This window comes from Vibrio sp. GJ43-1 (assembly GCF_055808835.1).
The window spans coordinates 921883-940832 of the sequence record NZ_CM147884.1; the positions used below are offsets into that span (position 1 = coordinate 921883).

The window sequence follows — 18950 nt, forward strand, 5'->3', positions numbered from 1 at the left end:
CCAATGAGAGCCCCTGATTTTTACCTTGTGTAGAATCAACTGAGGATTTAAGAATGGCAACTGTTACTGCTGCTCTTGTAAAAGAACTTCGCGAGCGCACAGCCGCTGGCATGATGGAATGTAAAAAAGCGCTTGTTGAAGCAAATGCTGATATCGAATTAGCAATTGAAAACATGCGTAAAAGTGGTGCGGCTAAAGCGGCTAAAAAAGCAGGCAACGTAGCTGCTGAAGGCACAATTATCATTAAAGAAGATGCTGGCGTTGCTGCTCTTGTTGAAGTGAACTGCCAAACTGACTTCGTAGCAAAAGATGCAAGCTTCCTTGCATTCGCTAACGAAGTAGCTGACGCTGCTCTAGCTGAGAAACTAGACGCTGCTGCTCTTCAAGCTAAATTTGAAGATGCACGTATTGCTCTAGTAACTAAAATCGGTGAGAACATCAGCATCCGTCGCGTTGCATTCATCGAAGGCACAAACGTTGGTTCTTACCGCCACGGCGACCGTATCGGTGTTGTTGTAGCTGGTGAAGCTGACGCAGAAACGATCAAGCACGTTGCTATGCACGTTGCAGCATCTAAGCCTGAGTTCGTAAACCCTTCTGACGTACCTGCAGATGTAGTTGCTAAAGAGCAAGCGGTTCAAGTTGAAATCGCAATGAACGAAGGCAAACCACAAGAGATCGCTGAGAAAATGGTTATCGGCCGTATGAAGAAATTCACGGGCGAAATCTCTCTAACAGGTCAAGCTTTCATCATGGAACCTAAGAAAACTGTTGGCGAAATCTTGAAAGAGAAAGGCGCTACAGTAACTAACTTCGTACGTCTAGAAGTTGGTGAAGGTATCGAGAAAGCAGCTGAAATGAGCTTCGCTGACGAAGTAGCTGCGGTACAGAAAGGTTAATCCTTTTTTGTCTCGTTGAATTAAAGACCGTAGCCAAGGCTACGGTCTTTTTGCGAGTAGACTAGGTGGTAATTTTTTAACCGTCATGAATTGAGATTTGCTTAGCGAGCATCGGCATTGTTACCTGCCTTGAGTGCTATATTATTTATGAATCTTAATCCATGACCGTTAATCGACAACTCTCTTTGGAAGGTGAACTCCATGACAACGAACCCAAAACCAGCGTATCAGCGCATTCTGTTAAAACTTAGTGGTGAAGCGCTGCAAGGCGAAGAAGGCTTTGGTATTGACCCATCAATCTTAGAGCGTATGGCTCAAGAAGTGAAAGAACTGGTGGAACTGGGCGTTCAAGTTGGTGTTGTCATCGGTGGTGGCAACCTTTTCCGTGGTGCTGGTCTTGCTGAAGCGGGTATGAACCGTGTAGTGGGCGACCATATGGGAATGTTGGCGACGGTAATGAACGGTTTAGCAATGCGTGATGCGTTGCACCGTGCTTACGTGAATGCGCGCGTGATGTCTGCAATCCCTCTTAAGGGTGTGTGTGATGATTACAACTGGGCGGACGCTATCCGTGAATTAAGACAGGGCCGTGTTGTTATTTTCTCAGCAGGTACGGGTAACCCGTTCTTTACTACTGATTCAGCAGCCTGTTTACGTGGTATTGAAATTGAAGCGGACGTTGTGCTTAAAGCAACAAAAGTAGATGGCGTATTCAGTGCAGACCCTGTCTCTAACCCAGACGCTGAATTATATGATAAGCTTGCCTACAATACTGTTCTAGATAAAGAACTTAAGGTTATGGACTTAGCCGCGTTTACTCTGGCTCGTGATCATAAAATGCCAATTCGTGTTTTCAACATGAATAAGCCAGGTGCACTTCGTCGAGTTGTGATGGGTGAAACGGAAGGCACACTTATCAGTGACGAAGAATAAGAGTAAACTCTGTCACTAGGATTTATCGAAAGAAACAACCTAAATGCGTACACGCATTTAGGTGCACATTATTAAGGTGATATTGTGATTAACGAAATTAAGCAAGACGCTCAAGAGCGTATGGAAAAAAGTGTTGAAGCACTAAAAAACAATCTATCAAAAATTCGCACAGGTCGTGCACATCCAAGTCTACTTCAGGGTCTTTCTGTTGAATACTATGGCGCGCCGACTCCGTTGAATCAGGTTGCTAACGTTATCGCTGAAGATGCACGAACTCTTGCTATTACAGTATTTGATAAAGAGCTGACGCAAAAAGTTGAAAAAGCAATCCTAATGTCCGATTTAGGCTTGAACCCTATGTCAGCAGGTACGGTTATTCGTGTACCACTACCACCGTTGACAGAAGAGCGTCGTAAGGACCTTGTTAAGATTGTTCGTGGCGAAGCTGAGGGTGGTCGAGTGGCGATCCGTAATATCCGTCGTGATGCAAATGGTGATCTTAAAGCACTATTAAAAGACAAAGAAATCTCTGAAGACGAAGATCGTAAAGCGCAAGATGAGATTCAAAAGCTGACTGACATTGCTGTAAAAAATGTAGATGATACATTAGCAGCAAAAGAAAAAGAGTTAATGGAAGTTTAATTCTTAACCACTTGCACCTGTGAAAAAACGCTGTGCTGACAGCCCAGCGTTTTTTTATGCTACTCTGTTTGTCCCAAATTATTACTAAACTCTTTTATGCAGAACTCAGAAGTCTTCAATGATTCCCTTCCTCAACACATTGCTATCATCATGGATGGAAATGGACGTTGGGCTAAATCTAAGGGAAAACCTCGTGTATTTGGACATAAGAAAGGTGTTTCTGCGGTTAGAAAAACCATTTCGGCAGCCGCTAAGCTAGAGATTAAAGCGATCACTCTTTTTGCGTTCAGTAGCGAAAACTGGCGACGACCTGAAGAAGAGGTGGGGCTACTAATGGAACTGTTTATTACGGTTCTATCTAGTGAAATCAAAAAACTGCATAAGAATAATCTACGACTTCGTATTATTGGTGATATCACCCGTTTCAATGACCGACTACAGCGTAAAATTGCAGATGCGGAAGCGTTGACTGAAAACAATACCGGTATGGTCATTAATATTGCTGCCAATTATGGCGGTAAATGGGATATCACTGAGGCGTTGAAAAACGTTGCTGCTCGAGTAGAGCGTGGTGAGCTAAAAGCAGCCGATATCACGGAAGATATGATATCCGAACATGTCACAATGTCGGATTTACCGGATGTTGATTTACTTATCCGCACCAGTGGTGAATGCCGTATTAGTAACTTCATGCTTTGGCAAATGGCGTATGCAGAAATGTATTTTACTGAACAATTTTGGCCTGAGTTCAATGAAGACAGCTTAGTGGAAGCTATCACTTGGTTTGTGAATCGCGAACGGCGTTTTGGTTGTACCGGAGAGCAAGTCAAAGCGTTAATGGAAGCCAATTAAGGACGATTTAGTTTGAAACAACGAATTATAACAGCTCTAATCCTCGCTCCGCTGGTGGTTTGGGGTATTTTTTCTCTGCCATTTTTGTGGTTTATGATAGCGGTTGCTGCCATTACCCTTATTGGCGCGTGGGAATGGACACAATTTACGTTAACGCCATCGCGTCTTGTCGCCATGCTGCCACCTGTGATTGCTATCGCGTTATCGGTATTGCTTATTCCAGTTGACGTCATAGCATTTAATCAAGTCGGGTTAGCTCATATTACTATATTGGGTGTGGGATGTAGTTGGTGGTTGATCGCCAGTGGTCTCGCTATGACATACCCTAAATCGGCTAACTATTGGCAGCATTCTAATCTGCTACGACACCTATTTGGCTTATTAACTCTGCTGCCGTTTTTATGGAGTATACTCATACTTCGTGCTCAAGCGTATCATCAAGACCCTTACCACGGTGCTAAACTCGTGTTGTTTGTTTGCCTTATCGTTTGGGCAGCAGATAGTGGTGCCTATTTTGCGGGTAAAAGCTTGGGTAAACGAAAAATGGCTCCTCATGTCAGTCCTAATAAAACGATTGAAGGTTTGTTAGGGGGAATTGTTACGGCGCTAGGTGTGGCATGGGGAAGCTCGATTATGTTTGATATTGAGTTTACCAGCGCAACTAGCATGGTTTTCATTACATTAGCTACGGTTGTCATCTCAGTGTTGGGCGATCTTGTTGAGAGTATGTTCAAGCGTGTGTCTAAAATAAAGGACAGCAGCAACATTATTCCAGGTCATGGAGGCGTATTGGATCGCGTTGACAGTTTAACGGCCGCATTCCCAATTTTTGCTCTTCTTTATCTCATTTTCTAATCTCATAAAGAGGGTGTTCATCACCCTCTTTATGTTCGATAAGCGGTTGTACTAGCATGCAAAATTTAACCATCCTTGGTGCTACAGGCTCTATTGGCGCAAGCACCCTTAAAGTGGTCGCTCAAAACCCTTCGCTTTACTCAATCTATGCTCTAGTAGGCGGCAAAAATGTGACCAAAATGGCCGCACTGTGCCTGCAATGGCAGCCTAAATTTGCTGTAGTTGCAGAAGAGAGTGATGCGAAACGTCTGCGAACAGAGCTAAACGGTTTGGTCGATACTCAGATCCTGTTCGGACAGGATGCAATGTGCCAGGTTTCAGCTGATGATGACGTTGATATGGTTATGGCTGCCATTGTGGGTGCTGCAGGCTTATTACCGACTCTAGCCGCGGTGAAGGCCGTAAGCGTATACTCCTTGCCAATAAAGAAGCCTTGGTCATGTCTGGGCAACTGTTTATTGATGCGGTTCGTACTTCTGGGGCTCAGCTTCTTCCCGTCGATAGTGAGCATAATGCTATCTTCCAATGCTTGCCGACTTCAATTCAAACCGATCTTGGCTATTGTGATTTAGCGCAAGCTGGGATTGAGCATATATTATTAACCAGCTCCGGTGGTCCATTCCGTTATAGTGATGTATCTAGCCTGTCGTCAGTGACACCAGCACAAGCGATTGCTCACCCTAATTGGTCTATGGGACCTAAAATTTCGGTGGACTCCGCGACAATGATGAATAAAGGGCTGGAGTTTATTGAAGCTAAATGGCTGTTTAACACTAATAAAGATCAGCTGAAGGTTATTATTCATCCTCAATCTGTGATCCATTCTATGGTTCAATATCAAGATGGCTCTGTACTCGCGCAAATGGGGCAGCCTGATATGGCAACACCGATCGCTTACTCGATGTCGTACCCAGAGCGAATCCCGGCGGGCGTTCCATCTCTAGACTTTACTAAGATGAATGAGCTGACCTTCTTAGAGGTTGATTTTGAACGTTACCCATGTCTTGCTCTAGCGATTGAAGCTTGTTATGAAGGTCAGCATGCGACAACCGCTATTAACGCTGCTAATGAGGTCGCGGTTGAAGCCTTTTTATCGGGTGGGATAAGCTTCACCGATATTAGCATGATAAATGAGCGTGTTATGTCGAAGGTTTGTGCATCAAACCAATATAACGTGTTAAGTGACTTGGAAAGCATTCTTGAGCTAGATAGAATGGCTCGAATCTATGCGGGCGAGATTGTACACAGTAAGTAACAACGCTGGCAGTGAGCTGAGCTCAGCGCGTACTAATAACTATCACTAGTAACCATCACTAGTAACCATCATCACAAGGCGTATGAGCCATGAGAGATAATTGACTATGACAGACATACTGTGGAACTTTGCCTCCTTTGTGATCGCCCTAGGAGTGCTCGTCGCTGTGCACGAGTTCGGCCATTTTTGGGTGGCAAGGAAGTGTGGCGTTTACGTCGAAAAGTTTTCGATTGGGTTCGGTAAATCTATCTGGTCAAAGACGGGCAGCGATGGCACTGAATACAGTGTTGCGATGATTCCTCTTGGTGGCTATGTCAAGATGCTAGATAGCCGTGTTGACGAAGTCTCTGAGGCGGATCACAAGTATGCTTTTGACAAAAAGCCTCTTTGGAAAAGAACCGCTATTGTGGGGGCTGGACCCAAGCATTTAACTTTATTTTTGCCGTGTTTGCCTATTGGTTAGTGTTTCTGATTGGTGTTCCTGCTGTAAAGCCTGTGATCGGTGAAGTGACGCCGCATTCTATTGCTGCCCAAGCTGGTTTCGAACCCGGAATGCAGATTAAATCTGTTGATGGTAAGCAAACGCTAGATTGGGAGTCGGTGAATTTGGGTTTGGTATCTCATATTGGAGATAATCAAATGACGGTCACAGTTTCATCCAGTGACCAAATAGGAACGGATAAAAAATTAACATTTGACCTGTCTGGTTGGAACTTTAACCCAGAAACAGAGTCTGCTATGGGGACGCTTGGTTTTAGACCGTACTCGCCGTCCATCAAAACGACATTAGCAAATGTGAGTAGTGATGGCGCTGGTGCGGCAGCAGGCATTTTAGCTCAAGCGACAAGATTATTGCGATTGACGGACAAGCTATCCAGCAATGGCAACAAGTCGTCAATGCGATTCAAGCGAACCCTAATACACCAGTTGATGTCACGGTTGATAGAAACGGCGACGACATGACACTATCGCTGATGCCAAATTCAAGAACATTGAAGGATGGGACTACAATTGGTTTCGCTGGTATCGCACCAGAAATGGAAGCGTGGCCCGAAGATTATCGTTTTGATCTCCAGTATGGTCCGGTTGAATCTGTTGGGCGAGCATTTGTTAAAACTGGCCAGATTATAGAACTCACCGTTTCCATGCTGAAAAAGCTGATTACGGGTGATGTGGGTCTTAACAATTTAAGTGGCCCTATTTCCATTGCAAAGGGAGCAGGGGCGACGGCCGATTATGGTTTGGTGTACTTTTTAGGCTTTTTAGCGCTGATTAGTGTCAACCTTGGAATAATAAATTTGGTGCCATTACCGATGCTAGACGGTGGTCATTTGCTGTTTTTTGCAATCGAAGCGGTCATTCGTGAGACCGATGCCAGAAAAAATACAAGAAATGGGTTATCGAGTGGGTGGGGCGATTATTTTTTCACTCATGTTGATCGCAATTTTTAACGATTTTACACGCCTCTGATATCAGAATTTAGGCAGCAGTATTAGCAAAGGATTAATTAGAGCAGGTATGGCGATTAAGCATATTCTATTCGCGTCTCTACTAGCGACCAGTGTGTCGGCGAATGGAGCTGAGGATTTTGTTGTACAGGACATTCGTATTGAAGGCTTGCAAAGGGTAGCACTGGGTGCTGCGCTATTGAAAATGCTTAGAGTACGAATTGGTGACACGGTTGATGGGAAGGATATCTCAGAAATTATTAACGCGCTCTACAAGTCTGGTAACTTTGAAGACATCAAGGTTTTGCGAGATCAAGATGCGCTTGTTGTTCAGGTGACAGAGCGTCCGACAATTGCCAGCATTTCGTTCTCAGGAAATGACGCGATTAAGGAAGAGCAGCTACAGCAAAACTTGGACGCGTCTGGTGTTATTGTTGGTGAAGCGCTCGATCGTACGACGCTGAGCAATATAGAAAAAGGGTTAGAAGACTTTTACTATAGCGTGGGTAAATACAACGCTAAAGTGCAGGCGGTTGTGACGCCATTGCCACGTAATCGTTCGGATTTGAAATTTGTCTTTACCGAGGGCGTATCTGCGAAAATTAAGCAGATTAACTTCATCGGCAACCAAGTCTTTACCGATGATGAGTTGCGTTCTCGCTTTAATTTGAATGTAGACGTTGCATGGTGGAACTTCCTTGCCGACGATAAATACCAGAAGCAAGTATTGGCTGGTGATATTGAAGCATTGAAATCCTATTACCTTGATCGTGGTTACTTGAAGTTTAAAGTCGATACCACACAAGTCTCTATCTCTCCGGATAAAAAAGGTGTCTACATTACGCTAGGCATTGATGAGGGCGCACCTTACCAGGTCGAAGGGGTGAAATTCCGCGGACAACTCATTGGTAAAGAAGCTGAGTTTCAAGGCATGGTTCCGTTTAAAGACGGCGATACCTATAATGGCTCAAGTGTCACGGCGCTAGAGGAAAGCATTAAGCGAGTACTGGGTGAATCAGGTTATGCTTACCCACAAGTACGGACTATTCCGGAGTTTGACGATGAGAATAACCAAGTTTCCTTGGTCATTAATGTCGAGTCCGGTAATCGTATCTACGTGCGTGACATTCGTTTCACTGGTAACAATTCAACGAAAGATGAAGTGTTACGTCGTGAAATGCGTCAAATGGAAGCCAGTTGGTTGAACTCAAAATCTATCGATGTAGGTAAAGACCGATTAAACCGTCTTGGCTTCTTTGAAACCGTAGATGTACAAACGGTTCGAGTGCCAGGCTCTGAAGACCAGGTCGATTTAGTTTATGACGTCAAAGAGGCCAACTCTGGCAGTGTCAACTTTGGTGTCGGCTATGGTACGGAATCAGGGATCAGTTTCCAGGTTGGTCTACAGCAAGATAACTTTGCTGGTAGCGGTGACCGTGTTGGTATCAGCGCAATGACCAACAAGTATCAAAAGAACATTACCTTAGACTACCGAGACCCATACTGGAACTTGGATGGTGTCAGCTTAGGTGGGCAGATTTTCTACAACGAATTTGAAGCCTCTAAAGCGGGTATTATTGACTATACCGACCAAAGCTACGGCGGAACGCTGACTTGGGGTTTCCCGGTTGACGAACTAAACTACGTTGAATTTGGTGGTGGTTATACCCACAGTCGCCTTGGCAACATCAAAGAATACGTACAGATTGAAAAATTCTTACAAGCGCAAGAGAAGAACCGTGATGCGGAAGGTAACCTAATTACCGATGATTTCCACATGACAGCGGCATGGACTCGAAACAACTTGAACCGTGGTCGCTTCCCGACAGCGGGTAACCATCAAAAACTCTATGGTAAGGTGACGGTTCCTGGCTCGGATGTTCAATACTTCAAGACACAATATGACGTTAGGCAGTATTTTCCGATAACACAAAGTCACAATTTTACGTTATTGTTAAAAGGTCGATTGGGTTACGGTAACGGTTACGGACAAACCAATGGTAATGACAACCTGTTGCCATTCTACGAGAACTTCTATGTCGGTGGTTTCTCTACGTTACGTGGCTTTAGACAAAACTCGGTAGGCCCGAAAGCCGTTTATGATGATCCTAACGGCTGTTCAAGTAATGTTGGTGGCAATAACCCATGTTATTCCGCAACTGAGCAGTCGGTGGGTGGTAACGCGGTTGCATTAGCGAGTGTTGAACTTATCGTACCGACACCATTTGCGTCTGACGAGTTTCGCAACCAAATTCGTACCAGTGTGTTCTTTGATGCCGCGAGCTTATGGGATACAGAGTTTACGTATTTGTCACCGGACCCTAACATGTCAGGGCAGAAATACTATTACGATTACTCGGATCCATCGAATTATCGAGCATCTGTCGGCGTAGCAGTTCAATGGATGTCTCCAATGGGACCATTGGTATTTTCACTAGCAACACCAGTTAAGAAGTTTGAAGGTGATAAAACAGAAGCCTTCACATTTACGATTGGTAATACGTTCTAGTATTAGAGCGCAGAATTTAAACTTTAGAGCCTAGTTGATAGGCGATAGAATATTGCATATAAATAGAGGAATTGACCTTGAAAAACATGATGAAAGCGGCTGGTCTTGGCCTGGTAATCCTAACGTCTTCACTTTTTGCTAATGCAGCGGAAGCGGCACAAAAAATTGGTTATGTGAATACGCTTCAGGTGTTCCAAGCGTTACCACAACGTGAGGCTGTTCTTCAAAAGCTTCAAAGTGAATTCAAAGATAAAGCGGCGGAATTGCAAGCTATTCAAGCGGATGCGGCTAAGAAAATGGAAAAGCTACAACGTGATGGCGAGCTATTAGGTACAGAAGAAGTAGAAAAACTTCGTATCGAGATCGGTCAACTTGATAGTAAGTACAAAATCAAAGGTCAGGCTCTAGAAAAAGCAAGCCAACGTCGTGAAGCAGAAGAAAAGCAAAAGCTATTTAAAGTGATCCAAGAGGCAGTAGAGAAAGTCGCAGAGAAGCAAGGCTACGACATGATCATTGACATTCAAGCGGTCGGTTACGCGAAAGAAGAGTTCAATATCTCTCAAAACGTTATTGATTCACTTAAATAGTTGATTCGATTAAGTAATTGAACAGAAAGCAATAGATTGAGAAAGCGGTAGGACAATGATGACAGAAATGACTTTAGCGAAACTTGCTGAAATCACCAACGGCCAATTACATGGCGACGGGGACACTCGTATCCATGCGGTTGCGCCAATGGATAGTGCTGGTAAAGGTGAGATTACTTTCCTGACAAATGCAAAATATGCAAAGCATTTAGCGGAGAGTCACGCTTCTGCCGTCATGGTTAAAGCCGCTGAACTAGAGCATTGTCATACCAACGCTCTAGTGGTTGCCGATCCTTATGTGGCTTACGCAAAAGTGGCCCAAGCCTTGGATTCAACGCCAAAAGCAGCTGAAGGTATTGCCGCGACTGCGGTTATTTCTTCTGAGGCTAAATTGGGAGCAAATGTTTCTGTTGGCGCTAATGCTGTGATTGAAGCCGGGGCAGAGCTGGCGGACAACGTTAGCGTTGGCGCGGGTTGCTTTATAGGTAAGGGTGCCAAGTTAGGTGCTCATACTCAATTATGGTCAAATGTCAGCATTTATCATCGTGTTGAGTTAGGTGAGCACTGTTTAGTCCAAGCAAACACGGTGATTGGCTCCGACGGTTTTGGTTATGCAAACGAGAAAGGCGAGTGGGTGAAAATTCCCCAAGTCGGCACGGTTCGTATTGGTAATCGTGTTGAGATCGGGGCTTGTACGACGATAGATCGTGGTGCGCTTGATGATACAGTTATTGAAGATAATGTTATTATCGACAATCAGTTACAGATTGCTCACAACGTGCACATCGGATATGGTACTGCGCTTGCTGGTGGTACAATCATTGCTGGCAGCACGTCAATAGGCAAGTACTGTCAGATTGGTGGTGGTAGTGTCATTAACGGTCATATTGAAATTGCCGATGGTGTCATTGTTACCGGTATGGGGATGGTGATGCGAAGCATTACAGACAAGGGGATTTATTCTTCTGGTATCCCATTGCAAACCAACAAAGAGTGGCGTAAAACAGCCGCTCGTGTACATCGTATCGATGATATGAACAAGCGACTTAAAGCCGCTGAAAAACAGTTAATTGATAAAGAAGACTAAGACTTTTATCTTCTTTAAAAAAGACTCGCAATAGGCGGGTCTTTTTATTGTTTGTTTGCTTATCTACATCTTAACAGCCCTAACTGCCACTCAAGTGGATTTGGGTATATAATGCCTGTAGTAAGATATAAGAATTGAAATAGGAATATAGCTTTGAGTACTGATACTAAAATAATGACCATCACTGAAATTCAGGAACTATTACCTCACCGTTATCCTTTTCTGTTGGTTGACCGTGTTACCGACTACGAAGAAGCAAAATACTTAAAGGCGATCAAAAACGTATCAGTTAATGAGCCTCAATTCACGGGTCACTTTCCTCAGATGCCCGTGTTTCCAGGTGTCTTGATTCTTGAAGCAATGGCTCAAGCTACTGGGTTATTGGCATTTAAATCTTTTGGCGCCCCTCAGGGTAATGAGCTTTACTACTTTGCTAGTGTTGATAAAGCGAAGTTCCGTAAGCCAGTGACACCTGGTGACCAATTGGTTATTGAAGTCGAATTCCTAAAAGAACGCCGTGGCATTGCAGCCTTTAATGGCGTTGCAAAAGTTGATGGCGAAGTTGTTTGTTCCGCTGAATTGAAATGTGCCCGTCGAGAGTTCTAGTATGATTCATGAAACCGCGAAAATTCACCCAAGTGCAGTGATTGAAGGCAATGTGTCTATTGGTGCGAACAGCAGCGTTGGCCCATTTACTTACATCTCAGGCGACGTGTCGATTGGTGAAAATAACGAAATCATGTCGCATGTTGTCATTAAAGGTAATACTACGATTGGTTGTGATAACCGTATCTTCCCACAAGCTATCATTGGTGAAGAAAACCAAGATAAGAAATACGGTGGTGAAGACACGAAAGTGATTATTGGCGATCGTAACGTCATTCGTGAAAGTGCTCAGATTCATCGTGGTACCACTCAAGATAAAACACAAACGGTTGTGGGTGATGATAACTTACTGTGTGTGAACGCGCACATAGCCCATGACGTGATTGTTGGAAACCATACTCACATTGGTAACAATGCTATTTTGGGTGGGCATGTGACAGTCGGTGATTATGCTGGTGTGATGGCGCTGTCTGCGATTCATCCATTTTGTACTGTTGGCGCTTATGCTTACGTTGGCGGGTGTTCAGCAGTTGTTCAAGATGTCCCAGCGTATGTACTCGCGCAAGGTAATCATGCCACGCCATTCGGTCTTAATTTAGTTGGCTTGAAGCGCAATGGTTTTGAAAAACCGGAACTAAGAGCACTACAAAAAGCGTATAAAGAAATGTACCGTTCTGGCAAAACGTTAGCGGAAGTGAAGCCCGTTTTAGAAGAAATGGCGATAGAGTTTCCAGCTGTTCGTCGTCTGATCGACAGTTTCGAAAACTCAGAGCGTGGCATTATCCGCTAAACCCGGACACACATGTATCGTCTGTCAATGACGAGAACAAAAGATCGCAGGTGTGATACTTAGCGGTCTTTTTGTCTTTTAGGTTCAACAGAACCGTACTTGGGTACGAATGACGTCAACAAAGGGAAAAAGTATGGCAAGACCACTTCGAATTGGCATTGTAGCTAGGTGAGTTATCCGGTGACACGTTAGGTGAAGGTTTCATTACATCAATCAAACAACGCTACCCTGATGCAGAATTTGTCGGCATTGGTGGGCCAAAAATGATTGCGCAAGGTTGTGAGTCTCTATTTGACATGGAAGAACTTGCGGTCATGGGCCTGGTTGAGGTATTGGGCCGCTTAAGACGTTTATTGCATGTTAAGGCGGAGCTTGTTCGTTACTTCTCTGAAAATCCCGTTGATGTCTTTGTTGGTATTGATGCTCCCGATTTCAACTTAAGGTTAGAGCTTGACCTTAAAAGAGCGGGCACACCGACGGTACATTATGTCAGCCCTTCGGTTTGGGCCTGGCGACAAAAACGCATTATTAAAATTGGCGAAGCCACCAATCTTGTATTGGCGTTTTTACCATTTGAAAAGGCATTCTATGATCAGCACAATGTGCCTTGCGAATTCGTTGGTCATACGTTAGCTGATGCCATTCCTTTGCAGTCAGATCAGCATTCCGCGCGCGCACTGTTAGGTCTTGAGCAAGATAAAACCTGGCTCGCAGTGTTACCAGGAAGCCGAAATAATGAACTTAAGATGTTGTCTCAGCCGTTTATCGAAACTTGTCAAAGACTGCACGCTGATGATCCTAATTTAGGCTTCGTGGTTGCAGCGGTCAATGACAAGCGCCGACAGCAGTTTGTCGAAGCTTGGAAAACCTTCGCTCCAGAGTTAGATTTTCACATTGTTCAAGATACCGCGAGAAACGTCATCACCGCTGCTGATGTCGTGTTGCTCGCATCGGGAACGGTAGCACTAGAGTGTATGTTAATAAAAAGGCCGATGGTTGTTGGTTACAAAATGAATGCGATCACAACATTTTTAGCCAAGCGCTTAGTGAAAACCAAGTACGTGTCCTTGCCGAATATTTTAGCCGATGATGGGATCGTAGAAGAATGCTTGATGGACGCGTGTACGGTCGAAAATCTGTATAATGCGTTAACCGTATTATTAAACCAAGATAACACCGCGGTGCTAGACAAGTTCACCGAAATGCATCATTGGATCCGGAAAAACGCGGATGAGCAAGCCGCTCAAGCCGTATTAAAACTAATTAATAAGTGAAGAACATGACCAAGAAAACGCCTGTAGAGTATCCGCCTTTTGAATATCCGCATGGTTATAGCATGATTGCAGGGGTGGATGAGGTTGGGCGTGGACCACTAGTTGGGGACGTCGTGACTGCCGCGGTCATTTTAGATCCAAATAACCCGATATCGGGTCTGGCTGACTCCAAAAAGCTGTCGGAAAAAAAACGGTTAGCGCTCTACCCAGAAATTAAAGAAAAAGCGTTAGCATGGGCAGTAGGGCGTTGCTCGCCAGAAGAGATTGATGAATTGAATATTCTTCAAGCAACGATGGTCGCGATGCAACGAGCGGTTGCTGGGCTTCAAGTCAGTCCTGATCTTGTGTTGATTGACGGCAATCGCACTCCGAGTTTAACGATGGACTCACAAGCCGTGGTAAAAGGGGACTTGCGCGTCTCGGAAATTAGCGCGGCATCCATTATTGCTAAAGTGGTACGGGATGCGGAAATGGACGAGTTGGATAAACGTCACCCTCAATTTGGTTTTGCTAAACACAAAGGTTATCCGACAAAAGCACATTTTGATGCGATTGAGCAACATGGTGTTATTGACGAGCACCGCAAAAGTTTTAAAGCTGGTTAAACGCGCGTTGGGTATCGAATAAGTAATGATGACCATGAATCACACTATCGTGACAATTAGGATTTAGTATGTCAGATCCCAAGTTTATACACCTGCGTGTACATAGTGACTTTTCTATGGTGGATGGCCTATCGAAAGTGCCGCCACTCGTCAAGAAAGTTGCTGAGATGAATATGCCAGCTATGGCGCTTACCGACTTTACTAACTTGTGTGGCTTAGTGAAGTTTTACAGCAATGCACATGGTTGCGGAATTAAGCCCATCATTGGTGCTGATTTTGCAATGCAGTCCGATGAGTTTGGCGATGAACTGACGAGTATTACGGTTCTTGCTATCAATAACATAGCTACAACAACCTGACATTGCTCATTTCCAAAGCTTATCTTCGCGGCCATGTCCAGCACCAGCCAGTGATTGATAAAGCATGGCTCCCTGAGCTATCAGAAGGTTTAATCGTACTTTCTGGAGGCAAGAATGGCGAAGTCGGTAGGGCATTGTTAAAAGGTAACCGTGCGTTAGCGAATCAATGTCTGGAGTTTTACGAAACCCATTTTACCGACCGATTTTACCTCGAGTTACTGCGTACGGGTCGTCCTGACGAAGAGAGCTACTTGCACTTTGCAATTGAAATTGCCGAAGCGCGAGGTTTACCTGTTGTTGCCACGAATGAAGTCGTTTTTGTCGAACCTGAACTGTTTGATGCCCATGAAATTCGCGTCGCGATTCATGATGGTTACACGATTGATGATCCTAAACGACCAAAGCGTTATAGCGCACAGCAGTACCTTCGTTCTGAAGAAGAAATGTGTGAGTTATTTGCTGATATCCCTGAAGCGCTGCAGAACTCAGTTGAAATCGCGAAGCGCTGTAACGTAACGGTTCGCTTAGATGAGTATTTCCTGCCTGCGTTCCCGACGGAAGGGATGCTGGAAACGGACTTCTTAGTGAAAAAATCACAAGAAGGCTTAGAAGAGCGACTTGAGTTTTTATTTCCAGATGAAGAAGAGCGGACTAAGCGTCGTCCAGAATATGATGAACGCTTGCAAATAGAGCTCGATGTAGTCAATGAAATGGGCTTTCCTGGTTATTTCTTGATCGTAATGGAGTTTATTCAGTGGTCCAAGGACAATGATATCCCTGTTGGGCCAGGACGAGGCTCTGGTGCGGGTTCACTTGTTGCCTATGCGCTAAAGATCACTGACTTAGATCCGTTGGAATATGACTTACTGTTCGAACGTTTTTTGAATCCAGAACGTGTCTCCATGCCCGATTTCGATATCGATTTCTGCATGGACAAGCGTGATCAGGTTATCGACCATGTAGCTGAAATGTATGGGCGTGATGCGGTATCTCAAATCATCACTTTCGGTACCATGGCCGCTAAAGCGGTTATTCGAGATGTTGGTCGTGTCTTAGGACACCCCTTTGGCTTTGTGGATCGGATTTCAAAATTGATCCCACCAGATCCGGGGATGACGCTGGAAAAAGCCTTCAAGGCTGAACCTGCATTGCCTCAGTTATATGATGGCGATGAAGAAGTCCGCGATTTGATTGATATGTGTCGAATTCTGGAAGGTTGTACGCGTAATGCGGGTAAGCACGCGGGTGGGGTTGTTATTTCGCCTACCACGATCACGGATTTTGCCCCAATTTATGCGGATGCAGAAGGTAACTTCCCCGTCACTCAGTTTGATAAGAATGACGTTGAAACCGCAGGCTTGGTTAAGTTCGATTTCTTAGGTTTAAGAACATTGACCATCATTGACTGGGCGCTGGGGCTGATTAATCCGCGTTTGGAAAAAGAAGGCAAAGACCCGGTTCGTATTGAGTCGATCCCTTTAGAAGACCCCGCATCGTTTAGACTACTGCAAAACTCTGAAACAACGGCCGTGTTCCAATTGGAATCACGTGGTATGAAAGACTTGATCAAACGTCTTCAACCAGACTGTTTCGAAGATATTATCGCTTTGGTGGCGCTTTTCCGTCCAGGTCCATTGCAATCAGGCATGGTAGATAACTTTATCGACCGTAAACATGGTCGCGAAGCCGTCTCATACCCAGATGAAAAATGGCAACATGAGTCACTAAAAGAGACGTTAGAGCCGACGTACGGCATTATCTTGTATCAAGAACAAGTGATGCAAATTGCCCAAATTTTAGTAGGTTATACGCTAGGCGGCGCCGATATGCTTCGTCGTGCGATGGGTAAGAAAAAGCCAGAAGAGATGGCAAAGCAACGTACTATCTTTGAAGAAGGTGCGGTGGCGAATGGCGTGGATGGTGAGCTCTCGATGAAGATCTTCGATCTGGTTGAGAAGTTTGCAGGCTATGGCTTTAATAAATCTCACTCCGCCGCTTATGCGCTGGTGTCTTATCAGACGCTATGGCTTAAAACCCATTATCCTGCCGAGTTCATGGCTGCGGTAATGACGGCGGATATGGACAACACAGAAAAAGTGATTGGACTGGTGGACGAGTGTCTACGCATGAAGCTTAAGTTGTTGCCACCAGATATCAACTCAGGGCTGTATCGCTTTAATGTCGATGATGATGGTGCTATCGTTTATGGTATCGGCGCTATCAAAGGGGTGGGTGAAGGTCCAATTGAAGCCATTATTGATGCACGAAATAAAGGTGGACATTTCCGAGACTTATTCGACTTTTGTGCACGTCTTGACCTTAAAAAAGTCAACAAGCGTGTTATAGAAAAACTGATTATGGCGGGCGCATTAGACCGATTAGGTCCACACCGAGCAGCGTTGATGGCATCACTTAACGATGCAGTGAAGGCCGCCAGCCAACATCATCAGGGGCTGAAGCATTCGGCCAGTCGGATATGTTTGGGGTATTGACCGAAGCACCAGAAGACGTTGAGCATAAATACGTTCAGGTACCAGCATGGCCTGAAAAAGTGTGGTTAGAGGGAGAACGAGAAACACTCGGTCTTTATTTATTAAGCCATCCCATTAATGCGTATTTAAGGGAACTGAATAAATGCACCAGTTGTCGACTAAATGAAGCGACGCCAACACGACGAGATCAGTCGTTAACACTTTCCGGCTTAGTGATTGCTGCGAGAGTGATGACAACAAAGCGTGGTAATCGTATTGGTTTGATGACATTGGACGACCGTTCTGGACGTATGGAAGTGATGTTGTTCTCAGATGCGCTAGATAAATATGCTGAATTGCTCGAAAAAGACAAAATAGTGGTCGTTTCTGGACAGGTCAGCTTTGATGACTTCAATGGTGGGCTTAAAATGTCCGCCCGCGAAGTTTTAGACTTGGGAAGCGCACGCGAGAAATTTACTCGTGGATTATCAATTTCGTTGCTAGAAAAACAAATTGATGAGCGTTTTTACCAACGCTTTACTGATATTCTAGCGCCACATAAAGCTGGAACAGTACCGAGTTAATATTTATTACCAGCGTGAAGATGCGCGAGCAAAACTAACACTGGGAACAGAATGGCGTGTCACGCCAAACGACACGTTGTTAGAAGAATTACAGCAGTTACTTGGTCAAGACCAGGTAGAACTCGAATTTAACTAATTGGGTCCTCACACTATCCGAGGACTGAATCGAAAAGGATTCATTGATGAGCTTGAACTTTCTTGAATTTGAAAAGCCAATTGCAGAACTAGAAGCTAAAATCGAAGCCTTGCGCGATGTATCTCGCCATGGTGGTGATAGCGCGATTGATTTAGACAAAGAAATTGAACAACTAGAAAAGAAAAGCCTAGAGCTTAAAAAGAAGATCTTTAGTGATTTAGGTGCATGGCAAGTTGCACAATTGGCTCGCCACCCTCAGCGCCCTTACACGCTGGATTACATCGAACACGCGTTTACAGAGTTTGACGAGCTAGCGGGTGACCGTGCTTTTGCTGACGATAAAGCTATCGTTGGTGGTATGGCGCGACTAGACGGTCGTCCAGTGATGATTATTGGTCATCAAAAGGGTCGTGAAACGAAAGAAAAAGTGAAGCGTAACTTTGGTATGCCAAAGCCAGAAGGTTACCGTAAAGCATTGCGCTTAATGGAAATGGCTGAGCGCTTCCAAATGCCGATCATTACTTTTATTGATACCGCTGGCGCTTACCCTGGTGTTGGCGCGGAAGAGCGTGGCCAATCTGAAGCGATCGCAAAAAACCTGAAAGTGATGTCTGGTCTGACAGTGCCAGTCATTTGTACGGTTGTTGGTGAAGGTGGTTCTGGCGGCGCATTAGCCATTGGTGTGGGTGATTACGTGAATATGCTTCAGTACTCAACGTACTCGGTAATCTCACCAGAAGGTTGTGCGTCTATTTTATGGCGTGATTCAGACAAAGCCCCACAAGCGGCTGAAGCGATGGGTTTAGTTGCCCCTCGACTAAAAGAGCTTGAGCTTATTGATGATATCATCGAAGAGCCACTGGGTGGCGCACATCGTGATCCAATTAAGATGGCAGAGAACCCTCAAGGCAACGCTATTACGTCAACTTGAAGACTTGGAGCAGCTGGATCATGACTCGTTGCTTGACCGTCGTTATAAGCGTTTAATGAGCTACGGCTACTGTTAAGTCCATCTCATTAGTATAATAAAGCGAGCATAGGCTCGCTTTATTTGTTTT

At 44.7% G+C, this 18950-nt stretch carries 10 protein-coding genes and 6 pseudogenes; all 16 read left to right on the top strand.

Translation table 11 applies throughout. The features are described from left to right. The first annotated feature begins 53 nt into the window (after positions 1–53). Positions 54–899 carry a translation elongation factor Ts gene (gene tsf, locus AC0L66_RS04350; RefSeq protein WP_265674519.1) on the top strand — a complete coding sequence of 282 codons (846 nt, stop codon included), beginning with the start codon at positions 54–56 and terminating at the stop codon, positions 897–899. Positions 900–1100: 201 nt separating this feature from the next. Next, positions 1101–1832 (top strand): UMP kinase, encoded by a 732-nt coding sequence (pyrH, locus tag AC0L66_RS04355; protein WP_250618336.1) that lies wholly within the window; start codon positions 1101–1103, stop codon positions 1830–1832. 84 nt (positions 1833–1916) lie between these two features. Next, positions 1917–2474 (top strand): ribosome recycling factor, encoded by a 558-nt coding sequence (gene frr, locus AC0L66_RS04360; protein ID WP_250618337.1) that lies wholly within the window; start codon positions 1917–1919, stop codon positions 2472–2474. A gap of 96 nt (positions 2475–2570) precedes the next feature. Beyond that, on the top strand, positions 2571–3326 hold the full coding sequence (locus AC0L66_RS04365) for an isoprenyl transferase (RefSeq protein ID WP_265674520.1): 756 nt from the start codon (positions 2571–2573) through the stop codon (positions 3324–3326). Between the two features lie 12 nt (positions 3327–3338). Next, complete coding sequence (locus AC0L66_RS04370; RefSeq protein ID WP_265674521.1) at positions 3339–4181, top strand: phosphatidate cytidylyltransferase; 843 nt, start codon at positions 3339–3341, stop codon at positions 4179–4181. Positions 4182–4237: 56 nt separating this feature from the next. Next, positions 4238–5436 (top strand): annotated as a pseudogene (gene ispC / locus AC0L66_RS04375) (1-deoxy-D-xylulose-5-phosphate reductoisomerase). A gap of 106 nt (positions 5437–5542) precedes the next feature. Further along, a pseudogene (gene rseP / locus AC0L66_RS04380) lies at positions 5543–6906 on the top strand (sigma E protease regulator RseP). Positions 6907–6954: 48 nt separating this feature from the next. After that, positions 6955–9393 carry an outer membrane protein assembly factor BamA gene (gene bamA / locus AC0L66_RS04385; RefSeq protein ID WP_473568483.1) on the top strand — a complete coding sequence of 813 codons (2439 nt, stop codon included), beginning with the start codon at positions 6955–6957 and terminating at the stop codon, positions 9391–9393. An 86-nt stretch (positions 9394–9479) separates the two neighbouring features. Further along, positions 9480–9980, top strand: a complete 501-nt coding sequence (locus AC0L66_RS04390) for an OmpH family outer membrane protein (protein WP_250618387.1) — start codon at positions 9480–9482, stop codon at positions 9978–9980. A gap of 58 nt (positions 9981–10038) precedes the next feature. Next, a complete protein-coding gene (gene lpxD, locus AC0L66_RS04395) occupies positions 10039–11067 on the top strand; it encodes a UDP-3-O-(3-hydroxymyristoyl)glucosamine N-acyltransferase (RefSeq protein WP_265674607.1) in 1029 nt (342 codons plus the stop codon). A 174-nt stretch (positions 11068–11241) separates the two neighbouring features. Beyond that, positions 11242–11673, top strand: a complete 432-nt coding sequence (gene fabZ, locus AC0L66_RS04400; RefSeq protein WP_390902915.1) for a 3-hydroxyacyl-ACP dehydratase FabZ — start codon at positions 11242–11244, stop codon at positions 11671–11673. 1 nt (position 11674) lies between these two features. Further along, positions 11675–12463, top strand: coding sequence for an acyl-ACP--UDP-N-acetylglucosamine O-acyltransferase (gene lpxA / locus AC0L66_RS04405; protein ID WP_265674525.1), 789 nt, complete (start codon positions 11675–11677; stop codon positions 12461–12463). A 133-nt stretch (positions 12464–12596) separates the two neighbouring features. Then, positions 12597–13737, top strand: a pseudogene (gene lpxB, locus AC0L66_RS04410) (lipid-A-disaccharide synthase). Positions 13738–13742: 5 nt separating this feature from the next. Continuing rightward, a pseudogene (rnhB, locus tag AC0L66_RS04415) lies at positions 13743–14364 on the top strand (ribonuclease HII). 46 nt (positions 14365–14410) lie between these two features. Further along, a pseudogene (gene dnaE, locus AC0L66_RS04420) lies at positions 14411–17892 on the top strand (DNA polymerase III subunit alpha). A gap of 46 nt (positions 17893–17938) precedes the next feature. Further along, positions 17939–18899, top strand: a pseudogene (gene accA, locus AC0L66_RS04425) (acetyl-CoA carboxylase carboxyl transferase subunit alpha). The last annotated feature ends 51 nt before the right edge of the window (positions 18900–18950 follow it).